General features: G+C 60.4%; 15 protein-coding genes. 2 read left to right on the top strand and 13 right to left on the bottom strand.

Going from position 1 to position 15,663, the window contains the following annotated elements; genetic code table 11:
* Positions 1-5: 5 nt before the first annotated feature.
* Positions 6-1,223 (bottom strand): FAD-dependent oxidoreductase, encoded by a 1,218-nt coding sequence (locus tag AC4CWH_RS18225; RefSeq protein WP_491319811.1) that lies wholly within the window; start codon positions 1,221-1,223, stop codon positions 6-8.
* 142 nt (positions 1,224-1,365) lie between these two features.
* On the opposite strand from AC4CWH_RS18225, the gene dxr reads away from it, so the two are divergent.
* Positions 1,366-2,535, top strand: coding sequence for a 1-deoxy-D-xylulose-5-phosphate reductoisomerase (gene dxr / locus AC4CWH_RS18220; RefSeq protein ID WP_491319810.1), 1,170 nt, complete (start codon positions 1,366-1,368; stop codon positions 2,533-2,535).
* Positions 2,536-2,590: 55 nt separating this feature from the next.
* Complete coding sequence (locus tag AC4CWH_RS18215) at positions 2,591-2,962, top strand: TIGR03067 domain-containing protein (protein ID WP_491319809.1); 372 nt, start codon at positions 2,591-2,593, stop codon at positions 2,960-2,962.
* A 28-nt stretch (positions 2,963-2,990) separates the two neighbouring features.
* On the opposite strand, the gene scpA is transcribed toward AC4CWH_RS18215, so the two are convergent.
* From scpA to AC4CWH_RS18155, 12 genes are all read right to left on the bottom strand, one after another.
* Positions 2,991-5,129: a methylmalonyl-CoA mutase gene (gene scpA / locus AC4CWH_RS18210; RefSeq protein ID WP_491319808.1), complete on the bottom strand. Its 2,139-nt coding sequence runs from the start codon at positions 5,127-5,129 to the stop codon at positions 2,991-2,993.
* 105 nt (positions 5,130-5,234) lie between these two features.
* Positions 5,235-7,238 (bottom strand): acetyl-CoA carboxylase biotin carboxylase subunit, encoded by a 2,004-nt coding sequence (locus AC4CWH_RS18205; RefSeq protein WP_491319807.1) that lies wholly within the window; start codon positions 7,236-7,238, stop codon positions 5,235-5,237.
* 5 nt (positions 7,239-7,243) lie between these two features.
* Entirely contained in the window at positions 7,244-8,113 is an 870-nt protein-coding gene (locus tag AC4CWH_RS18200; protein WP_491319806.1) for an Abi-alpha family protein, read from the bottom strand.
* Between the two features lie 35 nt (positions 8,114-8,148).
* Positions 8,149-8,562 carry a hypothetical protein gene (locus AC4CWH_RS18195; RefSeq protein WP_491319805.1) on the bottom strand — a complete coding sequence of 138 codons (414 nt, stop codon included), beginning with the start codon at positions 8,560-8,562 and terminating at the stop codon, positions 8,149-8,151.
* Positions 8,563-8,566: 4 nt separating this feature from the next.
* Positions 8,567-8,944, bottom strand: a complete 378-nt coding sequence (locus AC4CWH_RS18190; protein ID WP_491283456.1) for a hypothetical protein — start codon at positions 8,942-8,944, stop codon at positions 8,567-8,569.
* Between the two features lie 11 nt (positions 8,945-8,955).
* Positions 8,956-9,867: a glutathione-dependent disulfide-bond oxidoreductase gene (yghU, locus tag AC4CWH_RS18185; RefSeq protein WP_491319804.1), complete on the bottom strand. Its 912-nt coding sequence runs from the start codon at positions 9,865-9,867 to the stop codon at positions 8,956-8,958.
* Between the two features lie 110 nt (positions 9,868-9,977).
* Positions 9,978-10,256 (bottom strand): DUF2442 domain-containing protein, encoded by a 279-nt coding sequence (locus AC4CWH_RS18180; protein ID WP_491319803.1) that lies wholly within the window; start codon positions 10,254-10,256, stop codon positions 9,978-9,980.
* Positions 10,237-10,473 (bottom strand): DUF4160 domain-containing protein, encoded by a 237-nt coding sequence (locus tag AC4CWH_RS18175; protein WP_137129444.1) that lies wholly within the window; start codon positions 10,471-10,473, stop codon positions 10,237-10,239. Before AC4CWH_RS18175 ends, AC4CWH_RS18180 begins: the two co-directional genes overlap by 20 nt.
* Before the next feature lie 10 nt (positions 10,474-10,483).
* Complete coding sequence (locus tag AC4CWH_RS18170) at positions 10,484-12,016, bottom strand: acyl-CoA carboxylase subunit beta (RefSeq protein ID WP_491319802.1); 1,533 nt, start codon at positions 12,014-12,016, stop codon at positions 10,484-10,486.
* 195 nt (positions 12,017-12,211) lie between these two features.
* A complete protein-coding gene (locus tag AC4CWH_RS18165; RefSeq protein WP_491321474.1) occupies positions 12,212-13,342 on the bottom strand; it encodes a serine hydrolase domain-containing protein in 1,131 nt (376 codons plus the stop codon).
* A gap of 87 nt (positions 13,343-13,429) precedes the next feature.
* Complete coding sequence (hemA, locus tag AC4CWH_RS18160) at positions 13,430-14,644, bottom strand: 5-aminolevulinate synthase (protein WP_491283451.1); 1,215 nt, start codon at positions 14,642-14,644, stop codon at positions 13,430-13,432.
* A gap of 215 nt (positions 14,645-14,859) precedes the next feature.
* On the bottom strand, positions 14,860-15,657 hold the full coding sequence (locus tag AC4CWH_RS18155; RefSeq protein ID WP_491319801.1) for an FAD binding domain-containing protein: 798 nt from the start codon (positions 15,655-15,657) through the stop codon (positions 14,860-14,862).
* Positions 15,658-15,663 lie beyond the last annotated feature (6 nt).

Below are 15,663 nucleotides of genomic sequence, written 5' to 3'. Positions count from 1 at the left end.
TGCCCTTAAGCCTGCCCGCGCACATGCTCCATACGAAAACCAAGCCCGATCAGGCGCCCTGCCAGATGCGACAACAGCGGAAAGCGGGCAAGGCCCCGGATGAAGGCCGGTGGGCCCTTGCTTTTCTCCTCCACCGCCTGATCCTTGCGGCGGCTGGAGCGCATCATCAACTGCAGCTTCTGCGTAGCGCGGGTGGGAAACAGCCGACGCTTTTCCACGGCGGCCAGATCCGCATCCGTCAACCGCCCTTCCCGCAGCGGCCGGGCCAGCCGGTTGGCCGCAGCGACAGCATCCTGAATGGCGAGATTAACGCCGACGCCGCCGATGGGCGACATGGCATGGGCCGCATCGCCAATGGCAATCAGCCCCGGCCGCCACCATGTCTTCAGCCGGTCGATCCGCACCTGCAGGAGGCTCACATCTTCCCAGCTGCGGATCTCCTCCATGCGGGCGGAGGGCAGCGGCGAGACGTCGCGCACCTTATCGCGAAAGGCTTCCAGATCGCCCGCCTGGAATTCCGCAAAGGTGCCGCGCCGGATGATATAGCCGCACTGCCAGTAGTCGCCGCGGTCGATCAGCACAAAACCCTGGCGTGGACCGGCGTGGCCCATGGTCTCCTTCGGATCGCCCTCCTGCTTGGAAAGCTTCATCCACACCACTTCGCTCGGCGTGCCAAATGTTTCCACCTCAAGCCCCGCCTTTTCGCGCACCACCGAATGGCGCCCATCAGCGGCAACGACCAGCGTCGCATCCAGCCGGATTTTTTCCTCCGGCGTTTCCAGAACAAGTCCCGACACCCGATTGCCCACCGTCTGAACGTCCGTCACCTTCGCCTGCAGGATCAGCCGGAAATTCGGATAGCGCCGTGCTTCGCCCGCCAGAAAATCGAGAAAATCCCACTGCGGCATGAAGGCGATGAACTTGTTGCGCACCGGCAGGCGCGAAAAATCCGCGATGGTGACCGGCCGCCCGCCGATTTCCGCCGACAGTTTTGGGGCACGCGTGTGGGGAAGTTTTAAAAAGGCCTCTTCAAGACCCAGTTCATAGATGACCTCCAGCGTTGACGGGTGAATGGTATCGCCGCGAAAATCGCGCAGGAAATCGGCATGTTTTTCCACCACCGTCACATCAACGCCGGCCCGCGCCAGAAGCAGGCCGAGCATCATGCCGGCCGGGCCGCCGCCGGCAATCGCGCAGGTGGTGGTGATTGTTCTGTCCGTCATGATCGTCTCCCGCGCCGCTGTCGGCTGCCATCATAGACTGCAAGTGGCGGGTGCCGGCGTAAAAATCAATGCGGCCAATCGGCTTGTGAGCGAGAGGCTTGCCCTGTACATGAGCGACACCTGACATCGGATTGTTTTTGCAATGACCATCACCGAAAAGCGCAGCATCAGCATACTCGGCTCCACCGGCTCCATTGGCACCAATACGCTGGACGTGGTGCGTCATCTGGGTGGCCGCGACGCCTTCGACGTGATGGCGCTGACAGGTGCGGGCAATATCGAGCTTCTGGCCGAGCAGGCGATCACCCATGGCGCAAGGCTTGCGGTGACGGCTGACGAGAGCCAGTACATCGCGCTGAAGGATGCCCTTTCCGGCACCGGCATCGAGGTGGCGGCCGGCCAGAGCGGGCTTCTGGAGGCGGCAGAGGCGGACGCACAAGTGGTTATGGCCGCCATTGTCGGCACAGCCGGCCTTGCCCCGACGCTTGCCGCTGCGCGGCGCGGCGCCGATATCGCACTTGCCAACAAGGAATGCCTGGTTTCGGCCGGGGATCTTTTTCTGAGCGCGGTCCGGCAGGGTGGCGGCCGGCTGCTTCCCGTCGACAGTGAACATAATGCGATCTTCCAGGTGCTGGAGGAAAACCAGCGCCATGCCGTGGAGCGCGTGATCCTGACCGCCTCCGGCGGGCCGTTTCGCACCTTTTCCCGCGCCCAGATGGCCGATGTGACGCTGGAAACGGCACGCGCCCACCCCAACTGGTCGATGGGGCTCAAGATCTCCATCGACAGCGCCTCGATGTTCAACAAGGCGCTGGAGATGATCGAGGCACAGCATCTGTTCAACCTTGCGCCGGAACAGGTGGAGGTGATCGTGCATCCGCAATCGATCATCCATTCCATGGTCGGTTATTCGGACGGATCGGTGCTGGCCCAGCTTGGCGCGCCCGACATGCGCCATGCCATCGGTTACGCCCTGCAATATCCGCGCCGTGCGAAGCTTCCGGTCGAGCGGCTGGATTTTGCAAAACTGGCGCGGCTCGATTTCGAGGCCCCGGACGAGACACGTTTTCCGGCGCTCCGGCTGGCGCGGCTTGCCATGACGCGCGGCGGCGTTCAGGGTGCGGTGCTGAACGGCGCCAAGGAAGTGGCGCTGGAAGCCTTCATTTCCGGCACGACCGGGTTTCTGACCATGGCCGAAGTAACGGAGGCGGTGATGGAAGACTTGTCCCACCTTGCCCCGGCCACCACCATGGACGACGTGTTTGAGGCAGACGCCGAAGCACGCCGCGCCGCCCGTCGCCTGCTGGGCTGATAACTCCGATTTGGCCAAGAAACCTTACCCCGCAACAGTGACGACAGGTGAAGGCATGGCACCGGATCTGGACCTGCTGCAGGGGACATGGCGGCAGATAAGCTTTGAGGAGAACGGCCTCACAGACCCTCCCGATAGCCACGGCGCCCCCGGCGCGATCCTCACAATCGAGGGCACAGGCTTTCATGTCGCCGTTCCCGGTGGTGAAACTCTGGTCGAGGGGCGCTTTGTCCTGCACCCCGCGACATCTCCCAAGGGCATAGACTGGATCGACAGCATTGGGCCGGATGCCGGGACACGATTGCCCTCCATCTATACGCTCGGCGCTAACACATTCGCGTTCGCAGCTGCAGACGCCGACAGGGAGCGGCCGAGCGACTTTTCGGGTGGCGCGGGCATAACCGTTCGCGCCTTTGTCAGGGCTTGACCCCCGCCATCGTCTCGCAGCCGTTCCCTCAGGTGTTGCGGCGACGCCCTTCCATAAGGTCGAGGATTGCGCGGGCGGCATCGAGCACATTGGTGCCGGGGCCGAAGACGGCGGCGATGCCGGCGTCGAGCAGGTGCTGGTAATCCTGGCGGGGAATGACGCCGCCGATCACCACGATGATATCCTTTGCGCCTTTGGCACGCAGGGCTTCGACCAGTTGCGGGCCAAGCGTCTTGTGGCCGGCGGCAAGCGAGGACATGCCGACCACCTGCACCTGTTCGCGAATGGCAAGGTCGGCCGCTTCCTGCGGTGTCTGGAACAGCGGACCGGCAATGACTTCGAAACCGATATCGCCAAAGGCGGACGCAATCACCTTGGCGCCACGATCATGCCCATCCTGGCCAAGCTTGGCGACCAGCATCTTCGGCTTCAGCGCCGTCGCCTCGGCAAACTGCGACAGGCGCTGCACCAGCATCTGATATTCCGGATCGCCTTCATAAGCGGCGCCGTAGATGTCATGCACGACTTCGGGCGTGGCCGAATGATCGCCGAAGACCTGGCGCATGGCATCGGAGATTTCGCCAACAGTTGCGCGGGCGCGGGCCGCTTCGACGGCTGCCGCCAGCAGATTGCCCTCGCCGGTTTCGGCGACTTCGGTCACAAGTGCAAGCGCTGCTGAAACGCGGGACGGATCGCGCTGGCGGCGCAGCGCATCGAGCCGGCGGATCTGCGCCTCGCGCACCGCCGTGTTGTCGATGGCGAGAATATCGATCGGCTCCTCGTTTTCGAGCCGGTATTTGTTGACCCCGACGATGATTTCTTCCGCCCGGTCCACGGCGGCCTGACGGCGGGTGGCGGCTTCCTCGATCAGGCGTTTCGGCAAACCATCGGCCACTGCCTTGGTCATGCCGCCCAGGCTTTCCACCTCCTCGATCAGCGCCCAGGCCTTATCCGCAAGCTCCTTGGTCAGGCTTTCGACATAATAGGAGCCGGCCAAGGGATCGACCACCTTGGTCACACCCGTCTCATGCTGGAGGATCAGCTGCGTGTTGCGGGCAATGCGCGCGGAAAATTCGCTCGGCAGCGCCATCGCCTCATCCAGCGCATTGGTATGCAGCGACTGCGTGCCGCCGAGCACCGCCGACAGCGCTTCGTAGGCCGTGCGGATGACGTTGTTATACGGGTCCTGCTCGGCAAGCGACACGCCCGACGTCTGGCAATGGGTGCGCAGCATCAGCGAACCCGGCTTCTTCGGCTCGAACTCGGCCATGATCTTCGACCAGAGCAGGCGTGCTGCCCGAAGCTTTGCCGCCTCCATGAAAAAATTCATGCCGATGGCAAAAAAGAACGACAGGCGGCCGGCGAATTCATCGACATTCAAGCCCTTGGCGAGCGCCGCACGGACATATTCGCGCCCATCGGCCAGCGTGAAGGCAAGCTCCTGAACAAGCGTCGCACCGGCTTCCTGCATGTGGTAGCCGGAGATCGAAATGGAGTTGAACTTCGGCATCTCCTTGGCCGTATAGGCAATGATATCCGCGATGATCCGCATCGAAGGTTCCGGCGGATAGATATAGGTGTTGCGGACCATGAACTCCTTCAGGATGTCGTTCTGGATGGTTCCGGAAAGCTCGGCGCGAGAACAGCCCTGCTCCTCGCCCGCAACGATAAACGAGGCAAGGATCGGGATGACTGCGCCATTCATGGTCATGGACACAGACATGTCCTTTAGCGGAATGCCGTCGAAGAGGATCTTCATGTCCTCGACACTGTCGATGGCAACACCCGCCTTGCCGACATCGCCCTCAACGCGCGGATGGTCACTGTCATAACCGCGGTGGGTGGCAAGATCGAAAGCGACCGAAAGACCCTTCTGCCCGGCCGCGAGGTTCTTGCGGTAAAAGGCGTTGCTTTCTTCCGCGGTCGAAAAGCCCGCATATTGGCGGATCGTCCAGGGGCGACCGGCATACATGGTGGCACGCGGGCCGCGCACGAAGGGGGCAAAACCCGGCAGCGTCTCCAGATGTTCCATGCCGGCCAGATCGTCGGCCGTGTAGAGCGGCTTGACGTCAATGCCTTCGGGCGTGTGCCAGACAAGGGTCTCCGGTGCGGCCTTCAGCTCTTTCTCAGCAAGCGCCTGCCAGTCTGCAATCGTTTTCCTGGACATCGGGTCCTCCTCGGTATTGGCCGGTTTCATCTGCGCCGGTTAGCGCCGCTCAGTCTCACAGACGTCGGATAAAGCATCGAGAGCGGGGGCAGCCCTTTGCGGCGATCACTCGAACTCCATGATCAGCTCATCCACCGCCAGCGACTGGCCGGCTGTGGCTGCCACGCGCTTCACCACGCCGCGCCGTTCCGCCTTCAGCACGTTTTCCATCTTCATCGCCTCGACGGTTGCCAGTGTCTGGCCAGCCTCCACCGTCTCGCCGGTCTGAACCGCAACGGCGGTGATGACGCCGGGCATCGGGCAGAGCAGCATTTTCGACGTATCGGGCGGCAGCTTCACCGGCATCAGACGCGCCAACTCAGCCACGCGCGGCGAGCGCACACGGGCAAGAATATCCATGCCGCGCAGGCGAAGGCGGATGGCCGAGCCGACGAGATCGACTTTTACGCCGAGCGTCTTGCCCGCCACGGTAAAATGCGCATGGCTTTGACCGGGCTGCCAGGCTGCAACCACAGAAAGCGAGCCGCCATCTTCAAAGGCTACGACATGCGTATCCTGGCTGCCTGACATGCTGACGGCATGATGGTGATCGCCAAACGACACGACCCAATCGGCCCCGACGCTTCGGGCATGATTGCCGATCGTGCCGGAAATCCGCGTCGCGCGGTGCTGGATCGTCTGGTTGATGACAGCGGCAATCGCGGCAAGGTTTTTGGCACCCACTTCATCGGGCGAAACGCCGGAAAAGCCATCTGCAAATTCCTCGGCGATATAGGCCGTGGTGATCTTGCCCGAGCGAAACCGCTCCTGGTTCATCACCGCCGACAGGAAGGGCAGGTTATGGCCGATGCCTTCCACCTCGAAATCATCGAGGGCAGCCGACATGGCATCGATGGCGGCAAGCCGCGTTGGAGCCCAGGTGCAGAGCTTTGCGATCATCGGGTCGTAAAACATCGAGATGTCGCCGCCTTCGAAGACGCCGGTATCGTTGCGCACCACAGAACCGTCCGGCGCCTTTCCTTCTGCCGGCGGGCGGTAGCGCGTCAGGCGGCCGATGGAGGGCAGAAAGTTGCGGAACGGATCTTCGGCATAAAGCCGGCTTTCGATGGCCCAGCCGTTGAGCGTCACATCCTCCTGGCCAAAGGACAGCTTTTCGCCCGAGGCCACCCGGATCATCTGCTCGACCAGATCGATGCCGGTCACCAGTTCCGTCACCGGATGTTCCACCTGAAGGCGGGTGTTCATTTCGAGAAAATAGAAATTGCGATCGCCATCGACGATGAATTCCACCGTGCCGGCGGAATGATAACCGACCGCCTTTGCCAGAGCGACGGCCTGCTCACCCATGGCGCGGCGGGTCTTTTCGTCAAGGAAGGGCGATGGCGCCTCCTCGATGACCTTCTGGTTGCGGCGCTGGATCGAGCATTCACGCTCACCCAGATAAAGTACGGTGCCATGTTTATCGCCCAGCACCTGGATTTCGATGTGACGCGGCTGGGTGACGAATTTTTCGATGAAGATACGGTCATCGCCAAACGAGTTTTTTGCCTCGTTTTTCGACGACTGGAACCCTTCGCGGGCTTCCGCATCGTTCCAGGCGATGCGCATGCCCTTGCCGCCACCGCCGGCAGAGGCCTTGATCATCACGGGATAACCGATGGATGCGGAAATCTTCACCGCCTCGTCGGCATCCTCGATCAGCCCCATATGGCCGGGCACGGTGGACACGCCCGCCTCTGCCGCAAGCTTCTTGGAGGTGATCTTGTCACCCATCGCCTGGATGGCGCCCACAGGCGGGCCAATAAAGGTCACGCCGGCTTTTTCCAGCGCCTGCGCAAACAGCGGGTTTTCCGACAGGAAGCCATAGCCTGGATGCACCGCATCCGCCCCCGTCTTGCGGATCGCGTCCAGGATCTTCTCGATAACGATATATGACTGGCTGGAGGGGGCCGGCCCGATATGCACCGCCTCATCGGCCATGGAAACATGCAGCGCACCGGCATCCGCATCCGAATAAACGGCAACCGTCTTGATGCCCATGCGCCTGGCGGTCTTGATGACCCGGCAGGCGATTTCACCCCGGTTGGCGATGAGGATTTTCTGGATCATAATCTTTATTCCTCCTCAGCTGTTTCTTTGTTGGGCCGACATGCTTGCAGGAAGGCCACTCCAAATTCATTTAAATGGAGTGCTGCTATAGATATACTCGGTTGCTTTGGGTGAAATTGCGGGCAATTTATCTTTATCAATATCGAAATTTCTTCAATTAGGCCGTTTTCTACGAAGAATTTTAATATGTATTTTTTCTTATATTCAGTAATTGATGTTTTAGACTTATTGTCGATTACTTTTTTATCCAGCAAAAATTTTGTATATTCAGCAATTTCGTAATTGATAATTTTCAGTCGGTTGTTCTCTAGCTCCGTAAGTGTTGTGTACAAGCTATTCTCTATGTCTGCGACGGTCAGTGATGCGTCTCGGTCGTTAGCTAGTTTTTGCCAGCTTGAGAAATCAGTTGCCGGCTCAAAAGCATCTCCTTTGAGAATATCGATGTCGCAAAAGTCAGACAGGAAGGTGACGTGTTCACTAGTCATCTCACTCAAAATTCTCTTGAACACGTAGTGGGTTGGAGAAGGTGCACGAGAGGCTGACACCAGCAGACCTGCCCACAGGTTGGTCATTTCCGGATCGTCGGGTGATTCTAGCGATGCCTTTTCCACCCAATCGACTAGAAATTTTGGGGCAACTGGTCTCATCGGTATTTTCAAGCCTTCGGCAAGCTCTACCGCGCGCGCGATGCTCTTCAGCGCCATGTCTTGCCGATAGAAACGAACTACGTCACCTATGTAGCCAAGACCTTCTGCAAAGGGAGAGAGCGCATCCGCGACCGCATGCGTTAGCCTGTTCGCTCCCGAGCCCTTGGCACCCAGATTGACGGTAGTCGCACTGATCTCAACATTGACTTCGGATTTCTCGTCACTCATTCCACGCCTCCTCCCGGCTCCAGATCCGCCTGCTCCTATTCCCGCACCTGCTTCTTCAAGCCCTTAGCCACGCTCTGCTCGTTCTTCACCTCGCCAAAGGCTTCCGGAAAGTTCTTGCGGGCCATCGGTTCGTTGAGCTTCAACAGGGCGAAATAGGATTGCGGGTCAAACCCGCGTTCGGCCGCGATGATTTCGCGCCCGAACAGGCGGCACAGCCGCTCGCCATCGAGATTGCCGCGCTCGAAGGGTTCCGTGCCAAAAAACTGCCAGAGCGCCTGGACGAAACCGAGGTCGGCCAGCGCCACCGTCTGGTCCATGGTGCGATGACGCGGCCAGTTGGTGAGCGGCGTCACCTTGGGGTTTGGCCGGCGCAGCGTATATTGCCATTGCGTTCCCGGCAGGCCCGGCGGAAAGCCCTGGTGTTTGGGCATAAGCGGTTCTTTTGCCATGGCGTCAGACCTCGAACACGTCGTCGAAGGATTCCGGAAAGCTCTTGCGCGCCACCCGCTCGTCGATGCGCAGCATGGCATCGTAAGAGGTTGGATCGAACTCCGGGTCGACAGAGACCACTTCGCGCCCGAACAACAGGTTGAGACGCGCGGCATCGAGGTTGCCGCGCTCAAACGGCTCGGCACCGAAATGGTGCCACAGCGCGTGCAGGAAGGCCGCATCGATGCGATGCTCCTTGCTGCCCGGCCGCGCCCTGCGCGGCATGGCCTTGACCGGCGTCGCCCCCTTGGCATTGCCGCGGCGGATGGTGAACTGGACACCGGTGCCGGGCATGCCGGAAGGAAAACCGCGATGTTTGGTCATGTCGGGCAGGTTTGCCATCACGGTGTCCTTTATGCCTTTGCGATCTTGTCTTCGGTCTTCGTCTCGAAGTCCGAGGCGTCGTGACGCTCGCGCAACTGCGTCGACGGATCACCTGAAGTGCGGTTAACCATGGCGCCGCGCTTCACGCCTGGGCGTTCGCCAACCTGCTTTGTCCAGCGCTGCACATGCTCGTATTCATCGACCGACAGGAAGTCGCCCGCGTCGTTATAGGCATCCTTCAGGGCCAAACGGCCGTACCAGGGCCAGATCGCCATGTCGGCAATCGTATACTCGCCGCCTGCCATAAATTCGTTGTCGGCCAGATGGCGGTTCAGCACGTCCATCTGGCGCTTCACTTCCATGGCGTAACGATCGATCGCATATTGGATCTTGATCGGCGCATAGGCGTAAAAATGACCAAAACCGCCGCCGAGGAAGGGTGCAGACCCCATCTGCCAAAACAGCCAGTTCATCGCTTCCGTGCGGGCACGAAGCTCCGCTGGCAAGAAGGCGCCGAACTTTTCAGCGAGATAGGTGAGGATCGAAGCGGATTCGAACACTCTCAGCGGCTTGCCGCCATCCTTCGGCTGATGGTCCAGCAAGGCCGGAATCTTGGAATTGGGGTTTACCTCGACGAAGCCCGAACCGAACTGGTCTCCCTTGCCGATATTGATCAGCCAGGCATCGTATTCGGCGCCGGAATGACCGGCCGCCAGAAGTTCTTCCAGCAGGATTGTCACCTTCACGCCGTTCGGCGTTCCAAGCGAATAAAGCTGCAGCGGATGTTTGCCGATCGGCAGTTCCTTGTCCTGCGTCGGCCCGGCGATCGGCCGGTTGATGCTGGCGAATGCGCCGCCATTACCGGGCTCCCAGGTCCATACTTTTGGCGGCTGGTAGCCGGCAGGCAAATTGTTTTCGGGCGGAAATTTGGTGTCGGTCATAAAATTCTGTCCTTGTTCTAGAACCCGGCGCAGAGGCGGGCCAATCCGGATATAGGAACCAGATTGCCGCCGCCGCAGGCCGGGCGTCATTTTTTATGCGCGGCTCAAACTCATTCAGCCGCCTCCGCCGGAGGTTTTGCGCCGGGATATCTTTTTCCCTTCAACATTCCCTCCACGCTCAGGTCCTCATCGAGATCTGGCCAGTGAACGCCATAGGGCGACAGCTCGATCTTGTTGCGCGCCTCCGGTCCCGCCGCCAGAAGAGGCGGATACCACCACAACGGGGTCACCAGCATCGCACCGTCGGCAAGTTCAACCACGAGCGAAACCTCCGTGCAGTAGGCACGGATGGGCTCGAGCAGATCATGTTCAATTTCCAAAGTGTTCATGCCACTTCTCCAGAAATTCATCCCGATGGTCTTCTACCACATTCAGCAAGGCGTTGAGTTCCTGATCCGTGCAACGCTGGTTGCGTGCGATGGCCAGACGCTCCAGCCAGACCTTAGTTTCCTTCCGGTCCTTGCGGATATGGATGTGAGGCGGCTCATCCCGGTCAAGACTGTAGAACTCGAACCGCCAGCCCTTCCATTCGAAGACCTTCGGCATCGCCCTGCCCTCACAGCGGAATGGTATCGTGTTTTTTCCAGTGCGTCGTCACCTGCTTGTTTCGAAGGCTCGCGAAGGCGCGTGCGATGCGTCGGCGCGAGGAGTGCGGCATGATCACTTCATCGATGAAACCGCGTTCGGCCGCGACGAAGGGATTGGCAAACCGCTCCTCGTATTCTTTCGTGCGCGCGGCGATCTTGTCCGGATCGCCAAGCTCTGAACGATAGAGGATTTCGGTCGCGCCCTTGGCGCCCATCACGGCGATCTCGGCCGTTGGCCAGGCATAATTGACGTCGGCGCCGATATGTTTGGACGCCATCACGTCATAAGCGCCGCCATAGGCTTTGCGCGTGATCAGCGTCACCATGGGCACCGTCGCCTCGGAATAGGCAAACAGCAGCTTTGCGCCGTGCTTGATGACACCGCCATACTCTTGGGCGACCCCTGGCAGAAAACCCGGCACATCGACAAGCGTCAAAAGCGGGATGGAAAAGGCATCGCAGAAGCGCACGAAGCGCGCCGCCTTGCGCGAGGCATCGATATCCAGGCACCCCGCCAGCACCATCGGCTGGTTGGCAACGACGCCAATCGTCTGGCCTTCCAACCGAATAAATCCGGTGATGATGTTTTTCGCAAACGCCTGCTGGATCTCGAAGAAATCGCCCTCGTCGGCCACAGCCCGGATCAGTTCCGTCATGTCATACGGCTTTGCGGCGCTATCGGGGATAAGCGTATCCAGCCGCTTTTCGAGGCGTGCAGGATCGTCGTGAAAGGGGCGCACGGGCGACTTTTCGCGGTTGTTGAGCGGCAGGAAATCAAACAGCTGGCGCACCGCCTCCAGCGTTTCCACATCGTTCTCATAGGCCGCATCGGCAACGGAAGACTTTTTCGTGTGGGTCGACGCACCGCCCAATTCTTCCGCCGTCACGATCTCGTTCGTGACGGTTTTCACCACATCCGGACCCGTCACGAACATGTAGGAACTGTCGCGCACCATGAAGATGAAATCGGTCATGGCCGGCGAATAGACGGCGCCGCCGGCGCAGGGGCCCATGATGACGGAAATCTGCGGGATGACGCCGGACGCTTCTGCATTGCGGCGAAACACTTCCGCATAACCGGCAAGCGAGGCAACGCCTTCCTGGATACGCGCGCCGCCGGAATCATTCAGCCCAATCACCGGCGCCCCGACGCGCACGGCCATATCCATGATCTTGCAGATCTTTTGTGCATGGGTTTCCGACAGCGAGCCGCCGAGCACGGTGAAATCCTGCGAAAACACATAGACCTGGCGGCCGTTGATCGTGCCCCAGCCGGTGACGACGCCATCGCCGGCGACCTTCTGTTCGGCCATGCCGAAATCCACGGCGCGGTGGGTGACATACATGTCGTATTCTTCGAACGAGCCCTCATCGAGCAGCACGTCGATGCGCTCGCGCGCCGTCAGCTTGCCCTTGGCGTGCTGGGCATCGATGCGTTTTTGTCCGCCGCCAAGCCGCGCTTCCGCGCGACGCATCTCGACCTCATTCAAAACTGCACGCATGGTTCCTCCCGGCTTCAGCCTCTTATCGCTACCGCTTGCCGCGCGGTCAAGGAAGCTGGAAAATAGTTGTAGGTCAATAGGCTAGCGACGGGCAACACGCTTTGCGCGGCGTTTCCCGACGGGTTTGACGTTGGTCAAATCCAAAGGGCTTCCGGCATAAAACCCTTGGCGACGCGAGAGATGTTGAGCCCACCGTTACCTGACCGATCCCGCTGCCAGATCCGCGCAGACGGCGGCGCGCAACTGTTCCACATAGGCGCCGTTACAGCCTTCCATGGCATTGTTGGAGAGGCTGACCACCGTCACTCCCTGATCCGGAAGGATGAACCAGGTATTGCCGTAGACGCCGCCCCACTGGATGGCGCCAGCTGGCAAGGCCGTACCGGCTGCAACGGAATCGGTGATGATGGCGCCGAAATAACCGAAGCGCTGGCCCGGATTGCCGGGCACGTCGCCGATACGGTTGGAAAGGCCCGCCTCGGCCAGTTCTTTCGAAAACAGCGGATCGCCACCGGTGCGGATCGCCTCCAGAAGCCGCATCACATCCCGCGCCGTGCCGGCCATGCCCGCACCGCCAGACTGGAAAGCCCGGTCGTTGAAGATGCGGGAGGGCGAGAAATAGGCTTCAAAGCCGGTATCGTTTTGCGCATGCCAGGGATCCGGCATGCGCACCGGGCCGTCGGGAGCATCGGCATAAGCGACCGCCAGTCGTGAAAGATCGGTGACACGAAAGCGGGCGCCCCGCATCTGCAGGGGCTCTGCCACATGCTGAACGACAGCATCTTCGAGTGTTGCGCCATGCACCCGCTCCAGCACGGCGCCCAAGACATCAATGCTGGTGGAATAGGCCCATTGTTCGCCGGGGCGGAAAGCGAGCCTTTCGCCACTCAGCCTTGAAAAATTCTGCTCCAGCGTCAGGCTGGTATCGCTGAGGCCCTGATTGACGGCGCGATCAGCGACAAGCCGTTCCAGGCTCGCATCATAGGTAAGGCCCGATGTGTGGGTAATGAGGTGGCGAACACGAAGATCGGCCGGCGTACCATCCGGATTAAGCGGCAAAAACCAGGGCAAATGATCTGCCACCGCATCATCCAGCGTCAGCAGGCCACGCTCGACCATGGCAAGGGCGGTGGCCGCAACAATGGGCTTGGTGACCGAGGCATAACGGAAGATGGTATCGAGGCTCACCGGCACGCCGGCCTCGCGATCCCGATAACCAACCGCGCGCTCCAGAACAGGCATGCCGTCGCGAAAGATCAGAACCACGGCACCGGTGATGCGGCCGCTGGCCGTTGCCTGGTCGAGAAGAACATTCACACGATCCATGGACACGGCCGACACTCCCGAACAAAAACAAAGGACGGATCATGTCTCCATGATCCGTCCCTCGAGTTCAAGCAGAGAATGCCGGTATCAGGCGACCGCGCGTGCCAGCGCGCAACGCGACCAGAGCTGGTGCAGGGCACCGACCAGATGTTCGATATCCGCATCCGAGTGCAAAGGCGTCGGGGTGATGCGCAGGCGTTCCGTCTTGCGCGGTACCGTCGGGTAGTTGATCGGCTGCACGTAGACATCGGAGTGATCGAGCAGCAGATCCGAGATCCACTTGCACTTGGCGGCATCGCCGACCATCACGGGCACGATATGGCTCGGGTTGGGCATGTGCGGAATGCCGCGGGCATCGAGCGACGCGCGCAGCTTGCGCACGCGGTCCTGATGGCGGGCGCGTTCAAACGGGCTTGCCTTCAGGTGGCGGATGGAGGCAACAGCACCGGCGGCCAGCGCCGGCGGCAGAGCCGTTGTGAAGATGAAGCCCGAGGCAAAGGAACGGACGAAATCGCACACCGCATGGGACGCGGCGATATAACCGCCCATCACGCCAAAAGCCTTGCCGAGCGTGCCTTCGATGATGGTGATGCGATCCATCAGGCCTTCGCGTTCGGCAATGCCGCCACCGCGCGGGCCATACATGCCAACCGCATGCACTTCATCGAGATAGGTCATGGCGCCGTACTGGTCGGCCAGATCGCAAATCTCGCGGATCGGCGCGATATCGCCATCCATGGAATAGACGCTCTCGAACGCGATCATCTTCGGCGCCTTCGGATCGGCAGCCTTCAGCTTCGCTTCGAGATCGTTCAGATCATTGTGCTTCCAGATAACGCGTTCGCACTTGCCGTGGCGAATGCCTTCGATCATTGAGGCATGGTTCAGCGCATCGGAAAAGATGATGAGGCCCGGGATCTTCTGGCCGAGCGTACCAAGCGTTGCCCAGTTGGACATGTAGCCGGAATTGAAGATCAGGCCGGCTTCCTTGCCATGGAGATCGGCAAGTTCCTGCTCGAGAAGAACATGGTAATGCGTCGTGCCAGAAATATTCCGGGTGCCTCCCGCACCCGCGCCACAGTGATCGATGGCCTCTTTCATGGCATCGATCACGGCCGGATGCTGGCCCATGCCGAGATAGTCATTCGAACACCAGACGGTGACTTCCCGCTTTCCTTCCGGCGTATGCCGGGTGGCACGCGGAAATTCTCCACGATGTCTTTCGAGGTCTGCGAACACGCGATAGCGGCCTTCCTGATGAAGGCTGTCCAGCTCGCCCTTGAAAAATGCCTCGAAATCCATTCTCACACTCCAGAATCTGGCATCGTTTTTCGGTCCTTGGCGCTTTTGCGTCAACCCCAACGGGTGCGATTCCGCCCCACCTGCGGCAATTGGACCAGTTTTTTGAATTATTCCAATTTGAATTTACGATAGGACCCATAAGAGAAAGTTGATTTGCATCAAGGGTGCTGAAAAAAATGGGCGGCCGAAGCCGCCCGAGTTGCTCGCCTTGGAACTCAACCGGCCGCGATGACCGCTCGTTTCGCCATGACCCGCACCAGATTGGCGCGGTATTCGGCGCTCGCATGCATGTCCGACATCAGATCAGCCGGGTCGACAGACACCGCCTTGGGTGATTCGGGCGACCAATTGGCCTCCAGCGCCGCTTCGATCGCGCCGGCGCGAAACACGCCGCTCGATCCCGCCCCCGTCACACCGACGCGCACACCACCGGCCGATTTCGCCACGAAGACGCCGGCAATGGCATAACGCGAGGCCGGGTTGCGAAATTTGGCGTAGCCTGCTTTTTCCGGTGCCTCAAAGGAAACGGCGGTCACCATCTCCCCCTCTTCAAGCGCCGTCTCAAACAGGCCGGTGAAAAACTCCTCGGCCGGAACCTCCCGGCGGTCGGTGATGATTGTCGCCCCGAGCGCCAGCATGGCGGCCGGATAGTCGGCAGCCGGGTCATTGTTGGCAATCGAACCGCCGATCGTGCCCATATGGCGCACATGCGGATCGCCAATCATGCCCGCCAGTTCACAAATGGCCGGACAGACGGAGCGAATAGAAGCGGAAGCGGCAACATCCGCATGTGGCGTCGCGCCGCCAATGCGCACAGTGCGACCCGTGACACTGATGCCCTTCAGGGCCTCGATGTGACGCAGGTCGATCAGGTCAGAAGGGGCGGCAAGCCGCTGCTTCATCGTGGCAATCAGCGTCATGCCGCCGGAGATATAGCGCCCCTCGTCATGCGAGGAGCGCAGGTTGACCGCTTCATCGACAGAGGAAGCGCGGTGGTAGCTGGTGGCATACATGGTCGT

The sequence above is a fragment of the Neorhizobium sp. PAMB6716 genome (assembly GCF_058242805.1).
This window is presented reverse-complemented; position numbering and strand designations above follow the sequence as displayed.

Coding starts and splice junctions, on each gene's coding strand:
- AC4CWH_RS18225 (WP_491319811.1), bottom strand. CDS start 1,223: ATGACGGACAGAACAATCACCACCACCTGCGCGATTGCCGGCGGCGGC.
- dxr (WP_491319810.1), top strand. CDS start 1,366: ATGACCATCACCGAAAAGCGCAGCATCAGCATACTCGGCTCCACCGGC.
- AC4CWH_RS18215 (WP_491319809.1), top strand. CDS start 2,591: ATGGCACCGGATCTGGACCTGCTGCAGGGGACATGGCGGCAGATAAGC.
- scpA (WP_491319808.1), bottom strand. CDS start 5,129: ATGTCCAGGAAAACGATTGCAGACTGGCAGGCGCTTGCTGAGAAAGAG.
- AC4CWH_RS18205 (WP_491319807.1), bottom strand. CDS start 7,238: ATGATCCAGAAAATCCTCATCGCCAACCGGGGTGAAATCGCCTGCCGG.
- AC4CWH_RS18200 (WP_491319806.1), bottom strand. CDS start 8,113: ATGAGTGACGAGAAATCCGAAGTCAATGTTGAGATCAGTGCGACTACC.
- AC4CWH_RS18195 (WP_491319805.1), bottom strand. CDS start 8,562: ATGGCAAAAGAACCGCTTATGCCCAAACACCAGGGCTTTCCGCCGGGC.
- AC4CWH_RS18190 (WP_491283456.1), bottom strand. CDS start 8,944: ATGGCAAACCTGCCCGACATGACCAAACATCGCGGTTTTCCTTCCGGC.
- yghU (WP_491319804.1), bottom strand. CDS start 9,867: ATGACCGACACCAAATTTCCGCCCGAAAACAATTTGCCTGCCGGCTAC.
- AC4CWH_RS18180 (WP_491319803.1), bottom strand. CDS start 10,256: ATGAACACTTTGGAAATTGAACATGATCTGCTCGAGCCCATCCGTGCC.
- AC4CWH_RS18175 (WP_137129444.1), bottom strand. CDS start 10,473: ATGCCGAAGGTCTTCGAATGGAAGGGCTGGCGGTTCGAGTTCTACAGT.
- AC4CWH_RS18170 (WP_491319802.1), bottom strand. CDS start 12,016: ATGCGTGCAGTTTTGAATGAGGTCGAGATGCGTCGCGCGGAAGCGCGG.
- AC4CWH_RS18165 (WP_491321474.1), bottom strand. CDS start 13,342: ATGGATCGTGTGAATGTTCTTCTCGACCAGGCAACGGCCAGCGGCCGC.
- hemA (WP_491283451.1), bottom strand. CDS start 14,644: ATGGATTTCGAGGCATTTTTCAAGGGCGAGCTGGACAGCCTTCATCAG.
- AC4CWH_RS18155 (WP_491319801.1), bottom strand. CDS start 15,657: ATGTATGCCACCAGCTACCACCGCGCTTCCTCTGTCGATGAAGCGGTC.